A 19,129-nucleotide genomic window follows, 5' to 3' on the forward strand; every position below is an offset into this window, starting at 1 on the left:
TGTGGCGTCGCTCGATCAGGCCACCAAGTGATCCAGTGCAGCTCGATCCAGCGCCTTCAGGTCCACCTTCACATAAGCAGCGGCCTCCTCGACGATGACCACTGCGTCGGACACACCAGGGACCGCCATCATCTGTTCCGTGAGTGCGGGATTACGCGCAGCCCCGGCCGACAGCGGCAGACGAAGCCCCGTGACATAGGGAGGCTCACGCATACTCCAAGTCACGGCAAACCAGAGCGCGCAGAGCGCTGCACAACCAGCAAATACCAGGCCTAGCCCACCCTGCTGATAGAGCCAACCGCCAAGTACGCCGCCCAGGCCGGAGCCGAGAAACTGACTCGTTGAGTAAATCCCCATCGCCGTTCCCTTGCCACCTGCGGGGGCGACCTTGCTAATCAGCGACGGTAACGAAGCTTCCAGCAAGTTGAATGCGATGAAGAACACGATCATGCCGGCGACCAGCGACCAGAGCTGATTGCCGAACCACCAGAGAAACAACTCGGAGAGCACCAGTACGGCTACCGCGCCAAGTACCACGCGCTTCATCTGGCGCTTCTTTTCCCCATATATGATGAAAGGCACCATGCCGAAGAAACCCACCACCAGTGCGGTGAGGTACACCCACCAATGCTCTTCCTTGGGCAAAGCGGCTTCATTCACAAGCGCTAACGGCAACGCCACGAAGCTGGCCATGAGAACGGCATGGAGCGCGAAAATACTGAAATCAAGCCGCAGCAGGTCTGGATGGCGAAGCGTTGCGCCCAGCGCCTGTCTGGCGACCCCTGATTCGCGGTGCCGGATATGTGCTGGCGCGCGCGGAAGCACGGCTACGACGAGAATGCCCAGCGCTGCCATGCCTCCCGTTACCCAGAACAACCCTGAGAGTCCGAATGCGCTTGTCAGTAGCGGACCGACAACCATCGCCACCGCGAACGATACGCCGATGCTCATGCCAATCATCGCCATTGCTTTGGTGCGATGCTGTTCCCGAGTCAGGTCGGATAGTAAGGCCATTACCGCAGCCGAAATTGCACCTGCCCCTTGCAGGACGCGACCGGCGATCACCCCCCAGATGGTGTCGGCCGTTGCCGCGAGCACAGCGCCAGCGGCAAAGATCAGTAGCCCGAAATAGATCACCGGAAGGCGTCCAATTCGATCAGAAATCATTCCGAACGGAATTTGCAGCATCGCTTGGGTCAAACCATAAGCACCAATGGCGAGACCAATGAGTGCCGGCGTTGCGCCCTGCAGATCCATACCATAGGTTGCCAGCACCGGCAGAACCATGAACATGCCGAGCATGCGAAACGCGAAAACCAGGGCTAAGCCGGAGGCTGCACGGGTTTCGCTAGCGCTCATGCGCTCGCTGTAAGGATCATGCATGTGGGGTCTCGCTTGAATTAACCGGCGGCGATTCTAGCAGTCATCCCCTGCTCGGCACAGGCTCGCTACTTTGCCGCGATGTCGCCCCTGGCCGTATACTTTCGGGTTTTCGCCCGCCATGCGAGGCTGCTTTGGACAAGATTCTGATTCGTGGGGCTCGTACCCACAACCTGAAAAACATCGACCTGACCTTGCCACGCGACAAACTGATCGTGATCACAGGCCTGTCCGGTTCGGGCAAGTCCTCGCTGGCCTTCGACACGCTTTATGCCGAGGGCCAGCGCCGCTACGTCGAATCCCTATCGGCGTACGCCCGGCAATTCCTCTCGATAATGGAAAAGCCCGACGTCGATACCATCGAAGGGCTCTCTCCTGCCATTTCCATTGAGCAAAAGTCGACCTCGCACAATCCGCGCTCCACGGTTGGCACCATTACCGAGATCTACGATTACCTGCGGCTGCTCTATGCACGCGCTGGCACGCCACGATGCCCCGACCATGACGCGCCACTGGAGGCCCAGACGGTGAGCCAGATGGTCGACCAGGTGCTGGCACTGCCGGAAGGCCGCAAGCTGATGCTGCTAGCCCCGGTCATCCGCGAGCGCAAGGGCGAGCACTTGGCGGTATTCGACGAGCTGCGCGCTCAGGGCTTTGTACGCGCGCGGGTAAACGGTCGGCTCTGCGAACTCGATGAGCTGCCCAAGCTGGACAAGCAGAAAAAACACTCCATCGACGTTGTGGTCGATCGCTTCAAGGTCCGGAGCGATCTGCAGCAACGACTTGCTGAATCATTCGAAACCGCATTGAAGCTCGCCGACGGCATTGCTCTGGTCGCCTCGATGGAGGAAGAGGATGAAAGCGACGAGATGATTTTCTCCGCCCGCTTCGCCTGCCCCATCTGCGGGCACTCGATCAGCGAGCTGGAGCCCAAGCTATTCTCGTTCAACAATCCAGCCGGGGCTTGCCCGACCTGCGACGGCCTTGGCGTGAAACAGTTCTTCGACGCCAAGCGCCTAGTCAACGGCGAGCTGACGCTGGCTGAAGGTGCTATTCGTGGCTGGGATCGCCGCAACGTCTATTACTTTCAGATGCTCGGTTCACTCGCCTCGCATTACGGCTTCAGTCTCGACGAACCGTTTGACTCACTGCCGCCCGACCAGCAGAAGTTCGTTTTGCGCGGCAGCGGCAAGGAGAATGTTGACTTTCGCTACCTGAACGACCGCGGCGACATCGTCAAACGTTCGCACCCCTTCGAGGGCATCATTCCCAACCTTGAGCGCCGTTACCGTGAAACCGAGTCCAATTCGGTGCGTGAGGAGCTGGCCAAATATCTCAGCACCCAGCCCTGCCCGGAATGTCGAGGCACCCGGCTGCGGCGCGAAGCTCGCCATGTCTGGGTCGGCGACAAGACGCTACCCGCAGTGACCGGGCTGCCAATTGGCGATGCCACCGAGTATTTCAGAAGGCTCACGCTACCCGGTCGCCGCGGCGAGATTGCCGATAAGATCCTCAAGGAAATCTGCGAGCGCCTCCAGTTCCTGGTGAATGTCGGCCTCGACTACCTGACCCTGGACCGCAGCGCCGACACCCTATCGGGCGGCGAAGCTCAGCGCATCCGCCTGGCGAGCCAGATTGGTGCCGGCCTGGTCGGCGTCATGTACATCCTCGACGAACCTTCCATCGGGCTCCATCAACGGGACAACGAGCGCCTGCTGGGCACGCTTCGCCACCTCCGCGACATCGGCAACACAGTCATTGTCGTCGAGCACGACGAGGACGCAATCCGCCTGGCTGACTACGTAGTCGACATTGGCCCGGGGGCGGGCGTGCATGGCGGGCAGATCGTGGCAGAGGGCACTCCCGATGAAGTCATGTCCAACCCTGCGTCGCTGACCGGCGGTTATTTATCCGGCCGGGTGAAGATTCTCTATCCTGCCGAGCGGACACCGCGTGACCCCGACAAGCTACTCAAGCTAAAGGGGGCACGAGGGAATAATCTGCGCAACGTAGATTTGGAGATCCCGGTCGGCCTACTGACCTGCATCACAGGTGTTTCGGGCTCGGGTAAGTCGACACTGATCAACAACACGCTCTTCCCGATCACCGCCACAGCCTTGAACGGTGCTACTACGTTAGAAGTGGCACCGCACGACTCATTCGACGGGCTCCAGCACCTGGACAAGGTCGTAGACATCGATCAGAGCCCGATTGGACGGACGCCCCGCTCCAACCCAGCTACCTACACCGGCCTGTTTACCCCCATTCGCGAACTCTTTGCCAGCGTTCCGGAAGCACGGTCGAGAGGCTACGGACCGGGACGCTTCTCCTTCAATGTAAAGGGCGGTCGCTGTGAAGCCTGCCAGGGCGATGGCGTGATCAAGGTGGAAATGCATTTTCTGCCCGACATCTACGTGCCCTGTGATGTGTGCAAAGGCAAACGTTACAACCGCGAAACGCTCGAGGTGAAGTACAAGGGCAAGAGCATTACTGAAGTACTGGACATGACCATCGAGGAGGCCAGGGAGTTCTTCGATCCAGTGCCCGCTGTGGCGCGCAAGCTGCAAACGCTAATGGACGTAGGACTTTCCTATATCAAGCTGGGACAGAGTGCGACCACCCTTTCTGGCGGCGAAGCGCAGCGTGTCAAGCTGTCCCGAGAGCTATCCAAGCGCGACACAGGTAAAACCCTGTACATCCTCGACGAGCCAACCACTGGGCTGCACTTTGCGGATATCCAGCAGCTCCTGGACGTACTCCACCGCCTTCGTGACCACGGCAATACTGTCGTGGTAATCGAACACAACCTGGATGTAATCAAAACCGCTGACTGGCTAGTCGATCTGGGGCCAGAAGGAGGCTCGAAGGGCGGACAGATCATCGCAACAGGTACACCGGAGCAAGTCGCCTCAATGCCCCAGTCACATACCGGCCACTTCCTAAAACCCTTGCTGGAGCGCGACAAGGCCTAACAGCAATAGAAGCCGGGTATAGCGCCCGGCTTAAACATCAGCTGCTATCCGGCTATTTCTCGGTCGACGACGTCTCGCTGCCTGCTACCAAAAACCGTAACGCGCGCGTGGGTGGCTGAAGAGCGGACACAAAGCGGGCCCATGACCACGGGCCTAGCGAACTGATTAGCCGCAAACGAAGAGCGGATATCTTAAGCGGCCATGTTTCGCTCATGTCATCTTAAGCTGAATACAAGGCGATTGGCCTGGCGTTCTAGAGAGATGCCTTCAGAAAGCCAACACATCGATATCGATCAGAGCAGAGCGATATTAGGAACTAATCTGTGCGCATAAAAAAACCGAGCATACGCTCGGTTTTTTCAAGCAAGCAAAACTTACTCAGCAGCTTCCACTTCACCGGTGACCGGACGGTCAACCAGCTCAACGTAAGCCATCGGCGCATTGTCCCCGGCGCGGAATCCGCACTTGAGAATACGCAGGTAACCACCTTGACGGGTGGCATAACGCGGGCCGAGATCGTTGAACAGCTTGCCAACGATAGCCTTGGAGCGAGTACGGTCGAAAGCCAGGCGACGGTTAGCGACGCTGTCTTCCTTAGCCAAAGTGATCAGCGGCTCAGCTACGCGACGCAGTTCCTTGGCCTTGGGCAGGGTTGTTTTGATCAGTTCGTGCTCGAACAGCGACACCGCCATGTTCTGGAACATGGCCTTGCGGTGAGCGCTTGTGCGGCTGAGATGACGGCCACTTTTACGATGACGCATGATTGAAATTCCTTACCAAACGATCAGTTCGGTGACTATGGTCGATCAGGCCGTAGCCTTATCGTCCTTCTTGAGACTGGCTGGCGGCCAATTGTCGAGGCGCATGCCGAGGGACAGACCACGAGAAGCCAGAACATCTTTGATTTCGGTCAGAGATTTCTTGCCCAGGTTCGGCGTCTTCAACAGCTCGACTTCGGTGCGTTGAATCAGATCACCGATGTAGTAGATGTTTTCTGCCTTGAGGCAGTTCGCCGAACGTACGGTCAGTTCCAAATCGTCAACTGGACGCAACAGGATCGGATCGATCTCGTCTTCCTGCTCGACCACGACCGGCTCGCTGTCACCCTTGAGGTCGACGAACGCGGCCAACTGCTGCTGCAGAATGGTCGCGGCACGACGGATCGCTTCTTCAGGATCCAGGGTTCCGTTGGTTTCCAGGTCGATAACCAGCTTGTCCAAGTTGGTACGCTGCTCAACACGAGCATTTTCGACAACATAAGCCACGCGACGGACCGGGCTGAAGGTTGCGTCGAGCTGAAGACGGCCAATACTGCGGCTTTCATCTTCATCGCTCTGACGCGCATCAGCCGGCTCGTAGCCACGGCCGCGAGCGACCTTCAGCTTCATGTTGATCGAACCATTAGCCGCCAGGTTGGCGATCAGGTGATCACCATTGACGATTTCGACATCGTGATCCAGCTGGATATCGGCAGCGGTAACAGCGCCCGCGCCCTTCTTCACCAGGCTCAAGGTCACTTCATCACGGCCGTGCAGCTTGATGGCGATACCTTTGAGGTTCAGCAGGATTTCGATGACATCTTCCTGCACGCCCTCGATGGCGCTGTACTCGTGGAGCACACCGTCGATCTCAGCCTCGACCACAGCGCAGCCGGGCATGGAGGACAACAGAATACGACGCAGCGCGTTGCCCAGGGTATGGCCAAAACCGCGCTCGAGTGGCTCGAGTGTGATCTTGGCACGGGTCGGACTGACCACCTGCACATCGATATGGCGGGGGGTCAGGAACTCATTTACCGAAATCTGCATGGATACACCTATTTTCTAGCCCTTACTTGGAGTAGAGCTCGACAATCAGGTTTTCGTTAATGTCGGCTGACAGATCACTGCGCGCCGGAACATTCTTGAAAACACCGGATTTCTTGTCGGCATCTACTTCGACCCATTCAACGCGACCGCGCTGTACGCACAGTTCAAGGGCTTGGGCGATACGCAGCTGGTTGCGGCACTTCTCACGAACGGCTACCACGTCACCAGCTTTGACCTGGTAAGACGGAACGTTCACGGTCTGACCGTTCACACTGATCGACTTGTGCGAGACCAGCTGACGCGATTCGGCACGAGTAGAGCCAAAGCCCATGCGATACACGACGTTATCCAGACGGCACTCGAGCAGTTGCAGAAGGTTTTCACCGGTAGCGCCCTTGCGGCTGGCAGCTTCCTTGTAATAACCGCTGAACTGACGCTCGAGAACACCATAGATACGGCGGACTTTTTGCTTCTCACGCAACTGGGTACCGTAGTCAGACAAACGACCACGACGCTGACCGTGAACACCCGGTGGGGTTTCGATGTTGCACTTCGATTCGAGCGCGCGCACACCACTCTTCAAGAAGAGATCGGTGCCTTCACGACGAGACAGTTTGCACTTGGGACCAATATAACGAGCCATTTCTCACTGTCTCCTGATTACACGCGGCGCTTCTTCGGCGGACGGCACCCGTTGTGCGGGATCGGCGTCACGTCGGTGATGCTGGCGATTTTATAACCACAACCATTCAATGCACGAACGGCAGATTCACGACCCGGACCAGGACCCTTGACGTTAACGTCCAGGTTCTTCAGGCCATACTCCAGCGCAGCTTGACCAGCACGCTCGGCAGCCACCTGGGCAGCGAACGGGGTGCTCTTACGCGAACCGCGGAAGCCGGATCCACCAGACGTCGCCCAGGACAACGCATTGCCCTGACGGTCGGTGATAGTGATGATGGTGTTGTTAAAAGAAGCGTGGATATGGGCGATGCCATCAACCACCGTCTTTTTTACTTTTTTACGAGGACGAGCAGCAGGTTTTGCCATGATTAGATTCCTGTCGATGCGCTAATGCGATTACTTGCGGATCGGCTTACGCGGACCCTTACGGGTACGAGCGTTGGTCTTGGTACGCTGACCGCGGACCGGCAGACCACGACGATGACGCAGGCCGCGATAGCAACCCAGGTCCATCAAGCGCTTGATCTTCATGTTGACTTCGCGACGCAGGTCACCTTCAACGATGAACTTGCCCACTTCGCCACGAAGCAGCTCAACCTGCTCGTCACTAAGATCCTTGATTTTTGCTGCCGGGTTTACACCGGTAGCGGCACAGATTGTCTGTGCGCGAGTGCGACCAACACCATAGATGTAGGTCAGCGAGATAACAGTGTGCTTGTTATCCGGAATGTTTACGCCTGCAATACGGGCCATTCAGTGAAACTCCAATTGACAGCTACCCAACGCCCCGGAAGCCAAGAAAAGGGCGCGAGATACTAACGCTGTAATAACAAATAATCAACCCGGCAGCGCACTAGCTACCGGGCTCGAGCCTTAGCTCACACTCAGCCTTGGCGCTGTTTGTGTCGCGGTTCTGCGCTGCAGATCACTCGAACGACGCCTTCGCGACGAACGATCTTGCAGTTGCGGCACAGCTTTTTAACCGATGCACGAACTTTCATGACCAACTCCTAGAACCTTACGAGCCGACTTCAGCGGAGCATTCCGCTGCCGTAGCCCTTCAGGTTGGCTTTTTTCATCAGGGAATCGTACTGGTGGGACATCAGGTGTGACTGCACTTGGGACATAAAGTCCATTACAACCACGACCACAATCAGCAACGAGGTCCCGCCAAGGTAGAACGGCACATTTGCGGCTACCACAAGGAACTGAGGAAGCAAGCAAACAGCCGTCATGTACAGGGCGCCGAACAAGGTCAAGCGGGTCAGCACACCATCGATATAGCGCGCCGACTGCTCACCAGGACGAATCCCTGGAATAAACGCACCGGACTTCTTCAAGTTTTCTGCGACGTCTTTAGGGTTGAACATCAACGCCGTATAGAAGAAGCAGAAGAAGATAATGCCGGCACTGAACAAAAGGATATTCAACGGCTGACCGGGAGCGATCGCCTGCGAGATATCAGCCAGCCAGCTCATGCTTTCGGACTGACCAAACCACTGACCCAACGAAGCCGGGAACAACAGAATGCTGCTCGCAAAAATTGCCGGAATCACACCAGCCATATTGACCTTCAAAGGCAAGTGGCTTGTCTGCGCAGCGAAAACCTTACGACCCTGCTGACGCTTGGCGTAGTGCACCGCAATTCGCCGCTGACCACGCTCAATGAAGACCACGAAACCAATGATCGCAACGGCCAGCAGACCCACTGCCAACAGCGCAATGATATTGACATCACCCTGGCGAGCCGACTCGAAGGACTGCCCAAGGGCGCCCGGCAAGCCAGCAACGATACCAGCAAAAATCAACATCGAAATGCCGTTGCCGACACCGCGCTCGGTGATCTGCTCACCCAGCCACATCATGAACATCGCACCCGCCACAAACGTCGTGATGGCGACGAAGTAGAAGCCGAAGTCACTGCTGAATGCGACCCCTTGACCGGCCAGACCGACGGACATGCCAATGGCCTGCACGATCGCCAGAACGAGCGCTAGATAGCGCGTGTACTGGCTAATCTTGCGGCGACCGGCCTCGCCTTCCTTTTTCAACTGCTCAAGTTGCGGACTGACAGCAGTCATGAGCTGCATGATGATCGATGCCGAAATGTACGGCATGATCCCCAAAGCAAAGATGCTCATGCGCTCCAGCGCACCACCTGAAAACATGTTGAACAGACTAAGGATGGTCCCTTCGTTCTGACGGAACAGCTCGGCCAACCTGTCGGGATTGATCCCCGGCACCGGGATGTGCGCCCCTATCCGATAGACGATAATCGCCATCAACAAAAAGCGCAGACGAGCCCAGAGTTCAGACAGCCCGCCATTACTCAGCGCGGAGAGAGCACCTTGCTTAGCCATTTATTCCTCGAACTTGCCGCCAGCTGCTTCGATAGCCGCACGCGCACCTTTGGTGGCGGCGATGCCTTTCAGGGTCACAGCGCGACCAACTTCACCGGACAGCATGACTTTCACACGCTGCACGTTTTGGTTGATGACGTTGGCATCCTTGAGGCTCTGCACGGAGACAACATCGCCCTCGACCTTGGCCAGCTCGGATGTGCGCACTTCTGCGCGATCCATGGCCTTCAGCGAAACGAAGCCGAACTTCGGCAGACGACGATGCAATGGCTGCTGACCGCCCTCGAACCCTGGAGCAATCTTGCCGCCGGAACGGGAAGTCTGACCCTTGTGACCACGGCCACCGGTCTTACCCAGACCGCTACCGATACCACGACCAGGACGAAGCTTTTCGCGACGGGCACCCGGCGCAGAACGCAGATCGTTCAGTTGCATGGCTTAGCCCTCCACACGGAGCATGTAATAAGCCTTGTTGATCATGCCGCGATTCTCAGGAGTATCCTGAACCTCGACGGTGTGACCAATGCGACGAAGGCCGAGGCCCTTTACGCACAGCTTGTGATTGGGGATACGACCGCTGACGCTTTTAATCAGCGTGACCTTGACGGTGTTAGCCATGATCAGGAAATCTCCTCGACGCTCTTGCCACGCTTGGCAGCGATCGACTCAGGCGACTGCATGGCCTTCAACCCCTTGAAAGTGGCATGAACCACGTTCACCGGATTGGTAGAGCCGTAGCACTTAGCCAGGACGTTCTGCACACCAGCCACTTCAAGGATGGCGCGCATAGCACCACCGGCGATCACACCGGTACCCTCGGAAGCGGGCTGCATGTAGACCTTGGAAGCGCCATGCGCCGCCTTGGTGGCGTACTGCAGCGTGGTGCCGTTCAGATCAACCTGGATCATGTTGCGGCGAGCCGCTTCCATGGCCTTCTGAATGGCTGCCGGCACTTCACGGGATTTGCCACGACCGAAACCTACACGGCCTTTACCATCACCCACCACGGTCAACGCGGTGAAAGTGAAGATACGACCACCCTTTACAGTCTTGGCGACGCGGTTAACTTGAACCAGCTTCTCAATGTAGCCTTCGTCGCGCTTTTGCTCGTTATATGCCATAACTTAGAACTCCAGCCCGCCTTCACGAGCAGCATCAGCCAGTGCCTTGACACGACCGTGGTACTTGAAGCCAGAACGGTCGAACGCCACCTGAGTGACACCTGCGGCCTTAGCACGCTCAGCGACCAGCTGACCAACTTTCTTGGCAGCGTCGACGTTGCCAGTGGCTCCGCCGCGCAGTTCTTTGTCCAGAGTCGAGGCGCTGGCCAGGACCTTGCCGCCGTCGGCCGAAAGGACCTGGGCGTAGATGTGCTGGGAAGAGCGGTACACACAAAGGCGTACGGTTTCCAGCTCGCGCATCTTCAGGCGTGCCTTGCGAGCGCGACGCAGACGAGTAACTTTCTTTACGCTCATTTGCTATGCCCTACTTCTTCTTAGCTTCTTTACGACGGACCACTTCGTCCGAGTAACGCACGCCTTTGCCTTTGTAAGGCTCAGGACGACGGAAATCGCGGATTTCAGCAGCCACCTGACCGACCAGTTGCTTATCGACACCCTTGATCAGGATATCGGTCTGACTGGGGGTCTCAGCGGTAACGCCTTGCGGCAGTTCATATTCCACCGGATGCGAGAAGCCGAGAGCCAGGGACAGCACTTGACCTTTGGCTTGCGCCTTGTAACCAACGCCAACCAGCTGAAGCTTGCGCTCGAAGCCTTGGCTGACACCAATTACCATATTGTTAACCAGCGCACGGGTGGTACCGGCCATGGCGCGATTCTGCTGATCGCCATTGCGAGCAGCAAAACGCAGCTCACCAGCCTCGTGAATCACTTCCACTGACGAGTGCACATTCAGTTCCAGAGCGCCCTTGGCACCCTTAACCGAAAGCTGCTGGCCGGACATGTTGAATTCAACACCAGCGGGCAGCTTTACGGGGTTCTTAGCAACGCGAGACATGCTTATCCCCCCCTTAGAACACTGTGCAGAGCACTTCGCCGCCAACGCCAGCAGCGCGAGCAGCCCGATCAGTCATCACACCTTTGTTGGTGGACACGATCGAAACGCCCAGACCGCCGCGAACCTTTGGCAACTGATCAACGGATTTGTACTGGCGAAGGCCAGGACGGCTTACGCGCTTCAGCTCCTCGATGACCGGACGGCCCTCGAAATACTTAAGCTCGATAGACAGCTGCGGCTTGGCGTCGCTGCTGACGTTGTATCCTGCGATATAGCCTTCACCCTGAAGAACGTTGGCTACTGCCACCTTCAGAGTGGAAGACGGCATGCTTACGACGGACTTTTCAGCCATCTGGGCATTACGGATACGAGTTAGCATGTCCGCTAACGGGTCCTGCATACTCATGGGCTCTTGGCTCCTAATACAAAAAAATAAGCCCGCGAAGGCTCGTGTCGCCTGCTAGAAGAGCGAACGCCAAAGGCGTGGCTCGGGCGAGCCGGACATTCTAGAGATAGTCCAGAAACGAATCAAGCCCCATAGGGGCTTGATTTTGGAACAGCCAGCCCGACAGGAACGCCGGGCTACCATTCTTACCAGCTGGCTTTGACCAGACCTGGTACGTCGCCACGCATAGCGGCCTGACGCAGCATGTTACGCGCAAGACCGAACTTGCGATAAACACCGTGCGGACGACCGGTCAAACGGCAGCGGTTACGCAGGCGCGAAGCGCTTGCATCACGAGGCTGCTTCTGCAGAGCCACCTGAGCTTCCCAGCGCGCTTCCGGAGTGGACTCCGGATTGGCGATGGTTGCTTTCAGCGCGGCACGCTTCTGGGCGTACTTAGCAACCGTTTGCTGACGCTTCAGCTCGCGGTTCTTCATGCTTTGCTTAGCCATGTGCCTACTCCAATCAGTTACGGAACGGGAAGTTGAATGCACGCAACAGCGCGCGCCCCTCTTCATCCGTCCGAGCAGTAGTAGTCAGAGTGATGTCCAGACCACGCAGGGCATCGATTTTGTCGTAATCGATTTCCGGGAAAATGATCTGCTCTTTCACGCCCATGCTGTAGTTGCCGCGGCCGTCGAACGACTTGGCATTCAGGCCGCGGAAGTCGCGAACCCGAGGCAGGGAGATCGACAACAGGCGATCCAGGAACTCGTACATACGATCGCTGCGCAACGTCACCTTGACACCGATCGGCCAGCCTTCACGGACCTTGAAGCCAGCGATAGACTTGCGAGCGTGAGTCACGACGACCTTCTGGCCGGTGATTTTCTCAAGATCGGCAACCGCGTTATCGATGATTTTCTTATCACCGATTGCCTCGCCAATACCCATGTTGAGGGTGATCTTGGTAATGCGCGGAACTTCCATCACGTTACCAAGCTGAAGCTCTTCTTTCAGCTTGGGAGCGATTTGCTTCCGATAAACTTCTTTTAGTCGTGCCATGGTTATCTACCTAGCAGTCTCAAGCTTCAACCGGCTTTTGGGTCGACTTGAAGACACGAATTTTCTTGCCGTCTTCAACCTTGAACCCAACGCGGTCAGCCTTGTTGGTTTCGCCATTGAAAATAGCGACGTTAGAGGCGTGCAGTGGCGCCTCCTTCTCGACGATACCGCCCTGAACGCCCGACATCGGGTTCGGCTTGGTATGGCGCTTCACCAGGTTGATGCCACCGACAACCAGACGGTCGTCAGCGAGAACCCGGAGCACCTTACCGCGCTTGCCCTTGTCTTTGCCGGCGATGACGATGATCTCGTCGTTGCGACGAATCTTTTGCATGCGGCTTCTCCTTACAGCACTTCAGGCGCGAGCGAGACGATCTTCATGAACTTCTCAGAACGAAGCTCACGCGTCACCGGCCCGAAAATACGGGTGCCAATAGGCTCCTGCTTGTTGTTCAGCAGAACAGCAGCATTGCCATCGAAGCGAATGATGGAGCCGTCTGGACGACGAACACCGTGACGGGTACGGACCACAACAGCGGTCATTACCTGGCCTTTCTTGACCTTGCCACGAGGAATCGCTTCCTTGACGGTAACCTTGATGATGTCGCCGATGCCGGCGTAACGGCGGTGCGAACCACCGAGCACCTTGATACACATGACGCGACGAGCGCCACTGTTATCCGCCACATCGAGCATTGATTGAGTCTGAATCATATAATTTCTCCGACCCCTAGCCCTTAGACTTCGACGGCACGTTCAACGACATCAACCAACATCCAGCACTTGGTCTTCGCCAGCGGACGAGTCTCGCGGATAGTGACCTTGTCGCCAATACGGCACTGGTTGGTTTCGTCGTGGGCGTGCAGTTTGGTCGAACGCTTCACGTATTTACCGTAGATCGGGTGCTTGACGCGACGCTCGATCAGAACGGTGATGCTTTTGTCCATCTTGTCGCTGACGACGCGGCCAGTCAGCGTGCGGACAGTTTTTTCAACTTCAGCCATGATCACTTACCTGCCTGCTGGTTGAGCACAGTCTTGACACGAGCGATGTCGCGCTTGACTTGCGAGAGCAGGTGAGACTGCCCCAACTGGCCAGTTGCTTTCTGCATACGCAGATTGAACTGGTCGCGCAGCAGCTCGAGCAGTTGCTCGTTCAGCTGCTGAGCGGATTTTTCACGAAGCTCATTCGCTTTCATCACATCACCGTCCGCTTAACAAAGGAGGTGGCGAGCGGCAGCTTTGCAGCAGCCAGGGCGAATGCCTCACGCGCCAGCTCTTCGGAAACACCCTCGATCTCGTAGAGCACCTTGCCCGGCTGAATCTGGGCTACCCAGTACTCGACGTTGCCCTTACCTTTACCCATCCGCACTTCAAGCGGCTTTTTGGAAATAGGCTTATCGGGGAAAACGCGGATCCAGATCTTGCCGCCACGCTTGACGTGGCGAGTCAACGCACGACGTGCGGACTCGATCTGGCGCGCAGTCAAACGACCACGAGCGACAGACTTGAGAGCGAACTCGCCGAAGCTGACTTTGCTACCGCGCTGAGCCAACCCACGGTTGTGGCCGGTCATCTGCTTGCGGAATTTTGTACGCTTAGGTTGCAACATTTGGCGTACTCCTTACTTGGTAGCTTTTTTACGAGGCGCTGGCGCTTGCGGTTTGAGCTCTTCGTGGCGACCACCAATTACTTCGCCTTTGAAGATCCAGACCTTGACGCCGATCACACCGTAGGTGGTGTGCGCTTCGTAGGTGTTGTAGTCGATATCGGCACGCAGGGTGTGCAACGGCACACGACCTTCCCGATACCATTCAGTACGGGCGATTTCAGCCCCACCCAGACGACCGCTCACCTGGATCTTGATGCCCTTGGCACCAATACGCATGGCGTTCTGTACCGCGCGCTTCATAGCGCGACGGAACATTACGCGACGTTCCAGCTGCTGAGCGACGTTCTGTGCTACCAGCATTGCATCGAGTTCCGGCTTGCGGATTTCTTCGATGTTGATGTGCACAGGCACACCCATTCTTTTGGTCAGGTCCTGACGCAGCTTCTCAACATCTTCACCTTTCTTGCCGATCACGATGCCGGGACGAGCGGTGTGGATGGTGATGCGTGCGGTTTGAGCCGGACGATGGATATCGATACGGCTTACGGACGCGCTTTTTAATTTGTCTTGGAGGTACGCACGCACGTTCAGATCTGCAAGCAGATAATCGGCGTACGTACGACCGTCTGCGTACCAGACGGAAGTGTGCTCCTTGACGATTCCCAGGCGTATGCCAGTGGGATGTACTTTCTGACCCATCTGATCGACTCCGTTACTTGTCCGCAACCTTGACAGTGATATGGCAAGACCGCTTGACGATGCGATCAGCGCGGCCTTTGGCACGCGGCATGATGCGCTTAAGCGAACGCCCCTCGTTGACGAAAACGGTGGAAACCTTGAGGTCATCCACGTCTGCGCCTTCGTTGTGCTCGGCGTTGGCCACGGCCGACTCCAGCACTTTCTTCATGATCTCGGCGGCTTTCTTACTGCTGAAAGCCAGCAGGTTGAGCGCTTCACCCACCTTCTTCCCGCGGATCTGGTCGGCGACCAGGCGGGCTTTCTGGGCGGAGATGCGAGCGCCCGACAACTTAGCGGCTACTTCCATCTTTCCTTACCCCTTAGCGCTTGCCTTTCTTGTCCGCTACGTGCCCGCGATAGGTGCGGGTACCAGCGAACTCGCCGAGTTTGTGACCGACCATATCTTCGCTCACGAGAACGGGGACATGTTGACGGCCGTTATGCACAGCGATGGTCAGACCGACCATTTGCGGCAGGATCATCGAACGACGCGACCAGGTTTTAACCGGCTTGCGATCATTCTTTTCCATCGCCACTTCGACCTTCTTCAATAGGTGAAGATCGATAAAAGGACCTTTTTTCAGAGAACGCGGCACTGTCGTATCCCTCTAGTTACTTGCGACGACGGACGATCATGTTATCGGTGCGCTTGTTAGAGCGAGTCTTCGCGCCCTTGGTCGGGAAGCCCCATGGCGACACCGGATGACGACCACCGGAGGTACGACCCTCACCACCACCGTGGGGGTGATCGACCGGGTTCATTGCCACACCGCGCACGGTTGGGCGAACGCCACGCCAGCGCTTGGCACCAGCTTTACCAAGCGAACGCAGGCTGTGCTCGGAATTCGAGACCTCGCCCAGAGTCGCACGGCACTCAGCCAGCACTTTACGCATCTCGCCGGAGCGAAGACGCAGGGTTACATAAGCGCCTTCACGCGCGACCAACTGAGCTGAAGCACCAGCAGAACGAGCGATCTGTGCACCCTTGCCCGGCTTGAGTTCAACACCGTGAACGGTAGAACCAAGCGGAATATTACGCAGCGGCAGGCTGTTACCAGCCTTGATTGGCGCATTGACGCCAGAGAGCAGCTGATCGCCAGCAGTTACACCCTTGGGTGCAATGATGTAACGACGCTCGCCGTCCGCGTACTTCAGCAGCGCGATGTGCGCAGTACGGTTCGGGTCGTACTCAACGCGCTCAACGACGGCTGGAATGCCATCCTTGTTGCGACGAAAATCGACCAGACGATAATGCTGCTTATGACCACCACCGATGTGACGAGTGGTGATACGGCCGTTGTTGTTACGGCCACCAGACTTCGACTTCTTCTCGAGCAGCGGAGCATAAGGAGCGCCTTTGTGCAGCTCCTGATTGACCACCTTGACCACGAAACGGCGGCCCGCGGAAGTCGGTTTGCATTTAACGATTGCCATGATGCACCCCTTCCTTACTCAGCGTTGCCGGAGAAATCGAGATCCTGGCCCGGCTGAAGAGCGATGTACGCCTTCTTCCAGTCGTTACGCTTGCCCAGACCGCGAGCAGTGCGCTTGGTCTTGCCCTGAACATTCAGGGTGCTGACCTTGGCGACCTTCACGCTGAACAGGCTTTCGACGGCCTTCTTGATTTCCAGCTTGGTTGCATCAGTAGCAACCTTGAAAACGAACTGGCTCTTGCTGTCAGCCAGCATGGTTGCCTTCTCGGAGACGTGCGGACCAAGCAGGACTTTGAATACGCGTTCCTGGTTCATCCCAGCAGCTCCTCGAATTTCTTCACAGCCGACACGGTGATCAACACCTTGTCATAGGCGATCAGGCTGACGGGATCGGAACCCTGAACGTCACGAACATCGACGTGCGGCAGGTTGCGGGCCGCCAGATACAGGTTCTGATCGACAGCATCGGAAACGATCAGTACGTCGCTCAGGCCCATGCCAGTCAGCTTGCTAGCAAGCAGCTTGGTCTTAGGACTGTCGACGGCGAAATCTTCAACGACAACCAAACGCTCGGAACGAACCAATTCGGAAAGAATGGAACGCAGCGCAGCGCGGTACATCTTCTTGTTGAGCTTCTGCTCATGATTCTGCGGACGAGCAGCGAAAGTTACGCCACCGCCACGCCAGATCGGACCACGCGAGGTACCAGCACGCGCGCGGCCAGTGCCCTTCTGGCGCCAGGGGCGCTTACCGCCACCGGAGACGTCGGAGCGAGTCTTCTGCTGCTTGCTACCCTGACGACCGCCAGCCATGTAGGCGACGACTGCCTGGTGCACCAGCGTCTCGTTGAACTCACCACCAAAGGTTTGCTCGGAGACTTCGATGGCCTGTGCGCCATTAACATTCAATTGCATGTGAACTCCCCCTTACCCGCGAGCCTTGGCAGCCGGACGCACGACTACGTCACCACCAGTGGCGCCGGGCACTGCACCCTTGACCAACAGGAGATTACGCTCGGCATCGACACGCACGATTTCCAGGGACTGCACGGTTACGCGCTCGGCGCCCATGTGCCCGGACATCTTCTTGCCCTTGAAAACACGGCCTGGTGTCTGGCATTGGCCAATCGAACCCGGGACGCGGTGGGATACGGAGTTACCGTGAGTATTGTCCTGACCACGGAAATTCCAGCGCTTAATGGTACCGGCAAAGCCTTTACCCTTGGACTGACCGGTGACATCCACCATCTGCCCAGCCTGAAAGATCTCAGCCTTGATCTGGTCACCAACCTGGAATTCCTCGCCATCGAGGCGGAACTCCCAGACACCACGACCGGCAGCTACATTCGCCTTAGCGAAATGACCGGCCTGAGCCTTGGTGACACGGGACGCACGACGCTCGCCGACAGTGACCTGCACGGCGCGATAGCCATCGCTTTCTTCATTCTTGAACTGAGTGACGCGATTCGGCTCGATCTCAATGACCGTAACCGGAATAGAGACACCATCTTCGGTGAAAACGCGGGTCATTCCGCATTTACGACCGACTACACCAATAGTCATGTTGTAACCTCTTGAGTGTACGGGGCTTTCACCCGCTATGGCCGCCCATTTCAGAGCGTTACACGACTAAAACTCCAGGTTTTAGCCGAGGCTGATCTGCACTTCCACGCCAGCCGCAAGATCAAGCTTCATCAGCGCATCGACAGTCTTGTCGGTCGGCTGGACAATATCCAGCACACGCTTATGAGTACGGATCTCATACTGGTCGCGCGCATCTTTGTTGACGTGCGGAGAAACCAGAACAGTGAACCGCTCTTTGCGGGTCGGCAGTGGAATCGGACCACGCACCTGAGCACCAGTACGTTTCGCGGTTTCCACGATTTCCTGGGTTGATTGATCGATCAGGCGATGGTCAAAAGCCTTCAACCGAATACGGATTTGTTGGTTTTGCATTTTGACCTCAGACTCCAATTAGCCATCCCTACCAAACGCAATACGCCCGGTAAAAGGAGGCGCAATTGTACGGATGCGTCCAGAGGGTGTCAATAAATGATCAACAATAGAAAAAGGGCCCCGAAGGGCCCTTTCCGACATCGACAAGATTATTCGATGATCTTGGCAACCACGCCGGCACCAACGGTACGGCCACCTTCGCGAATCGCGAAGCGCAGACCGTCTTCCATGGCGATCGGAGCGATCAGGGTAACAACCATCTTGATGTTGTCGCCCGGCATTACCATCTCAACGCCTTCGGGCAGCTCGCAGTTACCGGTCACGTCAGTCGTACGGAAGTAGAACTGAGGGCGGTAGCCCTTGAAGAACGGAGTGTGACGACCGCCTTCTTCCTTGCTCAGTACGTAGACTTCGCCTTCGAACTTGGTGTGCGGCTTGATGGTGCCCGGCTTGGCCAGAACCTGACCACGCTCAACGTCATCACGCTTGGTGCCGCGCAGCAGTACGCCGACGTTCTCACCCGCACGACCTTCGTCGAGCAGCTTACGGAACATTTCGACGCCAGTGCAGGTAGTCTTGGTCGTGGCACGAATACCAACGATCTCGATCTCTTCCTGAACCTTGACGATGCCGCGCTCAACACGACCAGTCACAACAGTACCGCGACCAGAGATCGAGAACACGTCCTCGATTGGCATCAGGAACGGCTTGTCGATCGC

General features: G+C 57.0%; 31 protein-coding genes. 1 reads left to right on the plus strand and 30 read right to left on the minus strand.

The window, feature by feature from the left end; all coding sequences use genetic code 11:
* Positions 1-15: 15 nt before the first annotated feature.
* Positions 16-1,383 carry an MFS transporter gene (locus ACQKIK_RS06120; RefSeq protein ID WP_499135122.1) on the minus strand — a complete coding sequence of 456 codons (1,368 nt, stop codon included), beginning with the start codon at positions 1,381-1,383 and terminating at the stop codon, positions 16-18.
* 131 nt (positions 1,384-1,514) lie between these two features.
* Here ACQKIK_RS06120 and uvrA point away from each other — a divergent pair, with 131 nt between their 5' ends.
* Entirely contained in the window at positions 1,515-4,352 is a 2,838-nt protein-coding gene (uvrA, locus tag ACQKIK_RS06125) for an excinuclease ABC subunit UvrA (protein WP_499135124.1), read from the plus strand.
* 374 nt (positions 4,353-4,726) lie between these two features.
* Here uvrA and rplQ read toward each other — a convergent pair whose 3' ends face one another.
* The 29 genes from rplQ to ACQKIK_RS06270 form a co-directional block, all read right to left on the minus strand.
* Entirely contained in the window at positions 4,727-5,113 is a 387-nt protein-coding gene (gene rplQ, locus ACQKIK_RS06130) for a 50S ribosomal protein L17 (protein WP_019339959.1), read from the minus strand.
* A 45-nt stretch (positions 5,114-5,158) separates the two neighbouring features.
* Positions 5,159-6,160, minus strand: a complete 1,002-nt coding sequence (locus tag ACQKIK_RS06135; protein WP_019339960.1) for a DNA-directed RNA polymerase subunit alpha — start codon at positions 6,158-6,160, stop codon at positions 5,159-5,161.
* Between the two features lie 22 nt (positions 6,161-6,182).
* Positions 6,183-6,803 carry a 30S ribosomal protein S4 gene (gene rpsD / locus ACQKIK_RS06140; RefSeq protein ID WP_045430555.1) on the minus strand — a complete coding sequence of 207 codons (621 nt, stop codon included), beginning with the start codon at positions 6,801-6,803 and terminating at the stop codon, positions 6,183-6,185.
* 17 nt (positions 6,804-6,820) lie between these two features.
* Positions 6,821-7,210: a 30S ribosomal protein S11 gene (gene rpsK, locus ACQKIK_RS06145; protein ID WP_014854207.1), complete on the minus strand. Its 390-nt coding sequence runs from the start codon at positions 7,208-7,210 to the stop codon at positions 6,821-6,823.
* A gap of 30 nt (positions 7,211-7,240) precedes the next feature.
* A complete protein-coding gene (rpsM, locus tag ACQKIK_RS06150; protein WP_045430560.1) occupies positions 7,241-7,597 on the minus strand; it encodes a 30S ribosomal protein S13 in 357 nt (118 codons plus the stop codon).
* A gap of 131 nt (positions 7,598-7,728) precedes the next feature.
* On the minus strand, positions 7,729-7,845 hold the full coding sequence (rpmJ, locus tag ACQKIK_RS06155) for a 50S ribosomal protein L36 (RefSeq protein WP_014854209.1): 117 nt from the start codon (positions 7,843-7,845) through the stop codon (positions 7,729-7,731).
* 30 nt (positions 7,846-7,875) lie between these two features.
* Positions 7,876-9,204 carry a preprotein translocase subunit SecY gene (gene secY, locus ACQKIK_RS06160; RefSeq protein ID WP_046164402.1) on the minus strand — a complete coding sequence of 443 codons (1,329 nt, stop codon included), beginning with the start codon at positions 9,202-9,204 and terminating at the stop codon, positions 7,876-7,878.
* Positions 9,205-9,639, minus strand: coding sequence for a 50S ribosomal protein L15 (rplO, locus tag ACQKIK_RS06165; protein ID WP_102838126.1), 435 nt, complete (start codon positions 9,637-9,639; stop codon positions 9,205-9,207).
* Between the two features lie 3 nt (positions 9,640-9,642).
* The gene (gene rpmD, locus ACQKIK_RS06170; RefSeq protein ID WP_003281818.1) at positions 9,643-9,822 is read right to left on the minus strand and encodes a 50S ribosomal protein L30; all 180 of its coding nucleotides are present in this window, start codon (positions 9,820-9,822) and stop codon (positions 9,643-9,645) included.
* Positions 9,823-9,824: 2 nt separating this feature from the next.
* The gene (gene rpsE / locus ACQKIK_RS06175) at positions 9,825-10,325 is read right to left on the minus strand and encodes a 30S ribosomal protein S5 (protein ID WP_019339966.1); all 501 of its coding nucleotides are present in this window, start codon (positions 10,323-10,325) and stop codon (positions 9,825-9,827) included.
* Between the two features lie 3 nt (positions 10,326-10,328).
* A complete protein-coding gene (gene rplR, locus ACQKIK_RS06180; protein WP_019339967.1) occupies positions 10,329-10,679 on the minus strand; it encodes a 50S ribosomal protein L18 in 351 nt (116 codons plus the stop codon).
* Between the two features lie 10 nt (positions 10,680-10,689).
* On the minus strand, positions 10,690-11,223 hold the full coding sequence (gene rplF / locus ACQKIK_RS06185; protein WP_019339968.1) for a 50S ribosomal protein L6: 534 nt from the start codon (positions 11,221-11,223) through the stop codon (positions 10,690-10,692).
* A gap of 13 nt (positions 11,224-11,236) precedes the next feature.
* Positions 11,237-11,629, minus strand: a complete 393-nt coding sequence (gene rpsH / locus ACQKIK_RS06190; protein ID WP_003281824.1) for a 30S ribosomal protein S8 — start codon at positions 11,627-11,629, stop codon at positions 11,237-11,239.
* Positions 11,630-11,814: 185 nt separating this feature from the next.
* A complete protein-coding gene (gene rpsN / locus ACQKIK_RS06195) occupies positions 11,815-12,120 on the minus strand; it encodes a 30S ribosomal protein S14 (protein WP_046164401.1) in 306 nt (101 codons plus the stop codon).
* Positions 12,121-12,133: 13 nt separating this feature from the next.
* Positions 12,134-12,673 (minus strand): 50S ribosomal protein L5, encoded by a 540-nt coding sequence (gene rplE, locus ACQKIK_RS06200; RefSeq protein WP_019339970.1) that lies wholly within the window; start codon positions 12,671-12,673, stop codon positions 12,134-12,136.
* A gap of 19 nt (positions 12,674-12,692) precedes the next feature.
* Positions 12,693-13,007, minus strand: a complete 315-nt coding sequence (gene rplX, locus ACQKIK_RS06205; protein ID WP_019339971.1) for a 50S ribosomal protein L24 — start codon at positions 13,005-13,007, stop codon at positions 12,693-12,695.
* Positions 13,008-13,018: 11 nt separating this feature from the next.
* The gene (gene rplN / locus ACQKIK_RS06210) at positions 13,019-13,387 is read right to left on the minus strand and encodes a 50S ribosomal protein L14 (RefSeq protein WP_003289207.1); all 369 of its coding nucleotides are present in this window, start codon (positions 13,385-13,387) and stop codon (positions 13,019-13,021) included.
* 23 nt (positions 13,388-13,410) lie between these two features.
* Complete coding sequence (rpsQ, locus tag ACQKIK_RS06215; protein ID WP_029404618.1) at positions 13,411-13,677, minus strand: 30S ribosomal protein S17; 267 nt, start codon at positions 13,675-13,677, stop codon at positions 13,411-13,413.
* 2 nt (positions 13,678-13,679) lie between these two features.
* Positions 13,680-13,871, minus strand: coding sequence for a 50S ribosomal protein L29 (gene rpmC / locus ACQKIK_RS06220; RefSeq protein ID WP_003289209.1), 192 nt, complete (start codon positions 13,869-13,871; stop codon positions 13,680-13,682).
* Positions 13,871-14,284 carry a 50S ribosomal protein L16 gene (gene rplP, locus ACQKIK_RS06225; RefSeq protein WP_003176421.1) on the minus strand — a complete coding sequence of 138 codons (414 nt, stop codon included), beginning with the start codon at positions 14,282-14,284 and terminating at the stop codon, positions 13,871-13,873. Before rplP ends, rpmC begins: the two co-directional genes overlap by 1 nt.
* Before the next feature lie 12 nt (positions 14,285-14,296).
* Positions 14,297-14,983, minus strand: a complete 687-nt coding sequence (gene rpsC / locus ACQKIK_RS06230) for a 30S ribosomal protein S3 (RefSeq protein WP_046164400.1) — start codon at positions 14,981-14,983, stop codon at positions 14,297-14,299.
* Positions 14,984-14,996: 13 nt separating this feature from the next.
* Positions 14,997-15,329: a 50S ribosomal protein L22 gene (gene rplV / locus ACQKIK_RS06235; RefSeq protein ID WP_003103908.1), complete on the minus strand. Its 333-nt coding sequence runs from the start codon at positions 15,327-15,329 to the stop codon at positions 14,997-14,999.
* Positions 15,330-15,342: 13 nt separating this feature from the next.
* Complete coding sequence (rpsS, locus tag ACQKIK_RS06240; RefSeq protein WP_021209376.1) at positions 15,343-15,618, minus strand: 30S ribosomal protein S19; 276 nt, start codon at positions 15,616-15,618, stop codon at positions 15,343-15,345.
* Positions 15,619-15,634: 16 nt separating this feature from the next.
* Positions 15,635-16,456 (minus strand): 50S ribosomal protein L2, encoded by an 822-nt coding sequence (gene rplB, locus ACQKIK_RS06245; RefSeq protein WP_045430586.1) that lies wholly within the window; start codon positions 16,454-16,456, stop codon positions 15,635-15,637.
* Positions 16,457-16,470: 14 nt separating this feature from the next.
* Positions 16,471-16,770: a 50S ribosomal protein L23 gene (rplW, locus tag ACQKIK_RS06250; RefSeq protein WP_499135129.1), complete on the minus strand. Its 300-nt coding sequence runs from the start codon at positions 16,768-16,770 to the stop codon at positions 16,471-16,473.
* Positions 16,767-17,369 (minus strand): 50S ribosomal protein L4, encoded by a 603-nt coding sequence (gene rplD / locus ACQKIK_RS06255; RefSeq protein WP_045430589.1) that lies wholly within the window; start codon positions 17,367-17,369, stop codon positions 16,767-16,769. The genes rplW and rplD overlap by 4 nt, the downstream gene beginning before the upstream one ends.
* A gap of 12 nt (positions 17,370-17,381) precedes the next feature.
* On the minus strand, positions 17,382-18,017 hold the full coding sequence (rplC, locus tag ACQKIK_RS06260; protein WP_045430590.1) for a 50S ribosomal protein L3: 636 nt from the start codon (positions 18,015-18,017) through the stop codon (positions 17,382-17,384).
* Between the two features lie 81 nt (positions 18,018-18,098).
* Positions 18,099-18,410, minus strand: coding sequence for a 30S ribosomal protein S10 (rpsJ, locus tag ACQKIK_RS06265; RefSeq protein WP_003186070.1), 312 nt, complete (start codon positions 18,408-18,410; stop codon positions 18,099-18,101).
* A 149-nt stretch (positions 18,411-18,559) separates the two neighbouring features.
* Positions 18,560-19,129, minus strand: a 570-nt coding sequence (locus ACQKIK_RS06270) for an EF-Tu C-terminal domain-related protein (protein WP_499135131.1), incomplete at its 5' end; no start/stop codon positions are given.

The sequence above is a fragment of the Pseudomonas sp. NPDC047961 genome, from assembly GCF_050272435.1.
GTDB lineage: Bacteria > Pseudomonadota > Gammaproteobacteria > Pseudomonadales > Pseudomonadaceae > Stutzerimonas.

Bases quoted from the DNA above. Each gene is read 5' to 3' on its own strand.
- ACQKIK_RS06120 (WP_499135122.1), bottom strand. From the start codon at position 1,383: ATGCATGATCCTTACAGCGAGCGCATGAGCGCTAGCGAAACCCGTGCA.
- rplQ (WP_019339959.1), bottom strand. From the start codon at position 5,113: ATGCGTCATCGTAAAAGTGGCCGTCATCTCAGCCGCACAAGCGCTCAC.
- ACQKIK_RS06135 (WP_019339960.1), bottom strand. From the start codon at position 6,160: ATGCAGATTTCGGTAAATGAGTTCCTGACCCCCCGCCATATCGATGTG.
- rpsD (WP_045430555.1), bottom strand. From the start codon at position 6,803: ATGGCTCGTTATATTGGTCCCAAGTGCAAACTGTCTCGTCGTGAAGGC.
- rpsK (WP_014854207.1), bottom strand. From the start codon at position 7,210: ATGGCAAAACCTGCTGCTCGTCCTCGTAAAAAAGTAAAAAAGACGGTG.
- rpsM (WP_045430560.1), bottom strand. From the start codon at position 7,597: ATGGCCCGTATTGCAGGCGTAAACATTCCGGATAACAAGCACACTGTT.
- rpmJ (WP_014854209.1), bottom strand. From the start codon at position 7,845: ATGAAAGTTCGTGCATCGGTTAAAAAGCTGTGCCGCAACTGCAAGATC.
- secY (WP_046164402.1), bottom strand. From the start codon at position 9,204: ATGGCTAAGCAAGGTGCTCTCTCCGCGCTGAGTAATGGCGGGCTGTCT.
- rplO (WP_102838126.1), bottom strand. From the start codon at position 9,639: ATGCAACTGAACGATCTGCGTTCTGCGCCGGGTGCCCGTCGCGAAAAG.
- rpmD (WP_003281818.1), bottom strand. From the start codon at position 9,822: ATGGCTAACACCGTCAAGGTCACGCTGATTAAAAGCGTCAGCGGTCGT.
- rpsE (WP_019339966.1), bottom strand. From the start codon at position 10,325: ATGGCATATAACGAGCAAAAGCGCGACGAAGGCTACATTGAGAAGCTG.
- rplR (WP_019339967.1), bottom strand. From the start codon at position 10,679: ATGAGCGTAAAGAAAGTTACTCGTCTGCGTCGCGCTCGCAAGGCACGC.
- rplF (WP_019339968.1), bottom strand. From the start codon at position 11,223: ATGTCTCGCGTTGCTAAGAACCCCGTAAAGCTGCCCGCTGGTGTTGAA.
- rpsH (WP_003281824.1), bottom strand. From the start codon at position 11,629: ATGAGTATGCAGGACCCGTTAGCGGACATGCTAACTCGTATCCGTAAT.
- rpsN (WP_046164401.1), bottom strand. From the start codon at position 12,120: ATGGCTAAGCAAAGCATGAAGAACCGCGAGCTGAAGCGTCAGCAAACG.
- rplE (WP_019339970.1), bottom strand. From the start codon at position 12,673: ATGGCACGACTAAAAGAAGTTTATCGGAAGCAAATCGCTCCCAAGCTG.
- rplX (WP_019339971.1), bottom strand. From the start codon at position 13,007: ATGCAAAAGATTCGTCGCAACGACGAGATCATCGTCATCGCCGGCAAA.
- rplN (WP_003289207.1), bottom strand. From the start codon at position 13,387: ATGATTCAGACTCAATCAATGCTCGATGTGGCGGATAACAGTGGCGCT.
- rpsQ (WP_029404618.1), bottom strand. From the start codon at position 13,677: ATGGCTGAAGTTGAAAAAACTGTCCGCACGCTGACTGGCCGCGTCGTC.
- rpmC (WP_003289209.1), bottom strand. From the start codon at position 13,871: ATGAAAGCGAATGAGCTTCGTGAAAAATCCGCTCAGCAGCTGAACGAG.
- rplP (WP_003176421.1), bottom strand. From the start codon at position 14,284: ATGTTGCAACCTAAGCGTACAAAATTCCGCAAGCAGATGACCGGCCAC.
- rpsC (WP_046164400.1), bottom strand. From the start codon at position 14,983: ATGGGTCAGAAAGTACATCCCACTGGCATACGCCTGGGAATCGTCAAG.
- rplV (WP_003103908.1), bottom strand. From the start codon at position 15,329: ATGGAAGTAGCCGCTAAGTTGTCGGGCGCTCGCATCTCCGCCCAGAAA.
- rplB (WP_045430586.1), bottom strand. From the start codon at position 16,456: ATGGCAATCGTTAAATGCAAACCGACTTCCGCGGGCCGCCGTTTCGTG.
- rplW (WP_499135129.1), bottom strand. From the start codon at position 16,770: ATGAACCAGGAACGCGTATTCAAAGTCCTGCTTGGTCCGCACGTCTCC.
- rplD (WP_045430589.1), bottom strand. From the start codon at position 17,369: ATGCAATTGAATGTTAATGGCGCACAGGCCATCGAAGTCTCCGAGCAA.
- rplC (WP_045430590.1), bottom strand. From the start codon at position 18,017: ATGACTATTGGTGTAGTCGGTCGTAAATGCGGAATGACCCGCGTTTTC.
- rpsJ (WP_003186070.1), bottom strand. From the start codon at position 18,410: ATGCAAAACCAACAAATCCGTATTCGGTTGAAGGCTTTTGACCATCGC.